This window comes from Rhodoplanes sp. SY1, from assembly GCF_046000175.1.
Classification (GTDB): domain Bacteria; phylum Pseudomonadota; class Alphaproteobacteria; order Rhizobiales; family Xanthobacteraceae; genus Rhodoplanes.
In genome coordinates this window covers 1-2,742 of the sequence record NZ_JBEOMB010000051.1, presented here as the reverse complement: position 1 = coordinate 2,742, position 2,742 = coordinate 1, and the positions used below count along the sequence as shown (strand labels likewise).

At 67.9% G+C, this 2,742-nt stretch carries 2 protein-coding genes; both read left to right on the top strand.

Translation table 11 applies throughout. The annotated features are described in order from the left end of the window. Nucleotides 1-385: 385 nt before the first annotated feature. Nucleotides 386-1,261, top strand: coding sequence for a LysR family transcriptional regulator (locus tag ABTU92_RS14570; RefSeq protein WP_408091806.1), 876 nt, complete (start codon nucleotides 386-388; stop codon nucleotides 1,259-1,261). A 439-nt stretch (nucleotides 1,262-1,700) separates the two neighbouring features. Further along, a complete protein-coding gene (locus ABTU92_RS14565) occupies nucleotides 1,701-2,480 on the top strand; it encodes a hypothetical protein (RefSeq protein ID WP_408091804.1) in 780 nt (259 codons plus the stop codon). Nucleotides 2,481-2,742 lie beyond the last annotated feature (262 nt).

The window sequence follows — 2,742 nt, the reverse complement described above, 5'->3', positions numbered from 1 at the left end:
GGCCAGCATGGCCGCCTCGCGACGGTGTTTCACGGCCTCGGCGAGACGGCGGGCGTGCATCGCCACCGTCCCGATCGCCGTGGCGATCGCCCGAACGCCACGCAGGCCGGGCCGGGGAAGGGTGCGGATGTACGTTAGCGCCGTCATGGCGACCTCCTGTTGGGTGGCGGCGCGGCATCGTCGACGTCCACCTCCGAGGACGCCACCCGAAAACCCGCGCGATTGCCGAGGCCCGGAGAATGCCACTCTTGGATTGATGACGAAAACGAATGTTTTTAATCTGCGCCATCAACCCGGCTGATGGATACGTCCGACCCGGCCGCACGCCCTCGGCGACACGCTCTCGGCCACACGCCCTCGACGACATGCTCTCGGAGGAGCCGCCATGACGACCCTGCTCGACGTCGACCAGCTCCGCACCTTCGTGGCCATCGCCGAGACCGGCTCGTTCACGCGCGCCGCCGAGATCGTCCACAAGACGCAGTCGGCCGTGTCGATGCAGATGAAGCGGCTGGAGGAGCGCATCGCGCGGCCGCTGTTCGCCCGCGACGGCCGCCAGTCGAAGCTCACCGAGGACGGCGAGCGGCTGCTCGATTACGCCCGGCGCATCGTCAAGCTCAACGTCGAGGCGGTGTCGGCCTTCGGCGACGAGGAGCTGACCGGCCGGGTGCGGCTCGGCGTGCCGGACGACTATGCGGATCGTTATCTCCCGGAGATCATGGCGCGCTTCTCGCGCGTCTATCCGGGTGTCGAGCTGACCGTGGTGTGCGAGCCGTCGATCGATCTCGTGCTGCGCATCGACGGGGGCGACCTCGACATCGCCATCGTGACGAGCTGCGAGACGACGCGCGCCGTCGAGGTCTTTCGCCAGGAACAGCTCCTGTGGGTGACGTCGAGCCGCCACGCCATCCATCTCGACTCGCCGCTGCCGCTGGCGCTCGGGCGCTCGTCGTGCAAGTGGCGCCACAGCGCCATCGAGAGCCTCGACCGGATCGGTCGCAGCCACCGGCTGCTGTTCTCCAGCGGCAATGCCGGCGCCATCTCGGCCGCCGTGCTGGCCGGGCTCGCCGTCTCGGTGTCGGCGACGTCGGGGCTGCGGCCCGGCATGCGGGTGCTCACGCCGGCCGACGGCTTCCCGGCGCTGCCGCCGTGCCAGATCGGCCTGCTGCGCAATCCGCACGAGCGCTCGGCGCTCGCCGACGCGCTGGCCGGCCACATCGTCTCCTCGCTCGACAATCTCTCCGCCGCCGCGGCGGAGTGAGGAGCGGGGCGCTCGTCGCTGCGTGCCCCGGACGAGACACGGCGGACCGCAAGTCCGACGTGTCGCCGATCCGGGGCCCAGGGGCCGCATGGCACGATGTCTCCGTGAGCGCATCGTCCGGTCGCCCTGGGTCCCGGGTCACGGCGCGTCGCGCCGCGCCGCGCCCGGGACACGAGGCTGCGGCCGCCTCCGCCTCCATCCTCGTGTTGAGGAGCGCTCCGCAGGAGCGCGTCTCGAACCATGCGGCCCCCCAGAGCCGCCGCGACTCCGCATTCCGGAACCGCCTCGCGCCCAAAAGCTTGATCCCGGAATCGCGCGTCCCGCGGTGTCCTGCTGACACCCGACGTGACAGACGACTCTGTCAGGACGATCTGACAGAGTCGTGAATCACACACGGGGCTCGCGCGCGAGAAAACGGACTCAGCTCGGAGCGACCCGCATGCTCGATCGCGTCACGTCCTTCACGCCACACGGGGGCGGTCTCGACGGAGACGATCTCGAAAGCTGGAGCACGGCCGAGCTGAAAGCCCGCGTGCTCGCGCTGGTCGACGGCCGCCACGACGCCAAGCAGAGCGACAAGCTGGCGCTGCTCGACCAGCATCTCGCGCCCCTGTTTTCGGAGCTGTCGCGCCGAAATCCGATTCCGCGGGCCGAGGATCAGGTCACCGCCGTGCAGGGCGTGTGGACGCCGGCGTGGTCGACGATTCCGTTCCACGACGCCATTCCGGGCCGCGTGTTCGACCAGTCCTATCAGATCTTTCGCGAGGATGGCTTCTACGCCAACATCGCCCATCACGTGCCGGGCCAGAAGGGCGGGCTTCTGGAAAAGCTGCGCTCGGTGCTGGCCGGCTGCGACCTGATGATCATCCAGAAATACGACATCGTCGACGGCCGCTGGCTGATCAGGAACATCGGCGTCGAGGTCTCCGTGGTGCGGGCCGATCGTGATCTCGACATCCCGGCCGCGAAGGCGTGGTTCGCGGAAGTGATGAAGAAAAAGGGCGATCGTTATCAGGAGGCCGCGGACTCGGGTACGTCCGATCTCGGCACGCCCGACTTCTCCGTCCTCGATCCCGCCGCGGCCAAGAAGCTCGGCAAGACTTTTGGAGCGCAGCCGGAGATGACGAACGTCTACATGGACGCCGATCTCCGCCTCGTCACCAGCCGCCGCGAGCAGACCCAGCGCCCGTCCTGGACCATCGGGGTGCGGCGGGCCTGACGCGGGCCGAGGTGGGCGATCAGCCTTTTTGTTCTCGCCGGGGATCGCGGGTAAGCGCCTGACGTACCGATCTTCTGACGAAAAGCATAAATTGGAAGCAGTTTGCGCGGCCTTTTGAGCCTGAAAGTCTCGCCAGAAAACGCGGGACGGATGGTGAACAAACAATGACTCGCGGTTGCGCTCATTTGGTAAACTGCAACCGACGATTCGGGGTCGCCAGCCGCAAACTGGCGCCCCGTATCGCCCCCAGGGGAATCGCGTT

What these genes read in the sequence shown, in the direction of transcription:
- ABTU92_RS14570 (WP_408091806.1), top strand. Translation starts at nt 386, where the DNA reads ATGACGACCCTGCTCGACGTCGACCAGCTCCGCACCTTCGTGGCCATC.
- ABTU92_RS14565 (WP_408091804.1), top strand. Translation starts at nt 1,701, where the DNA reads ATGCTCGATCGCGTCACGTCCTTCACGCCACACGGGGGCGGTCTCGAC.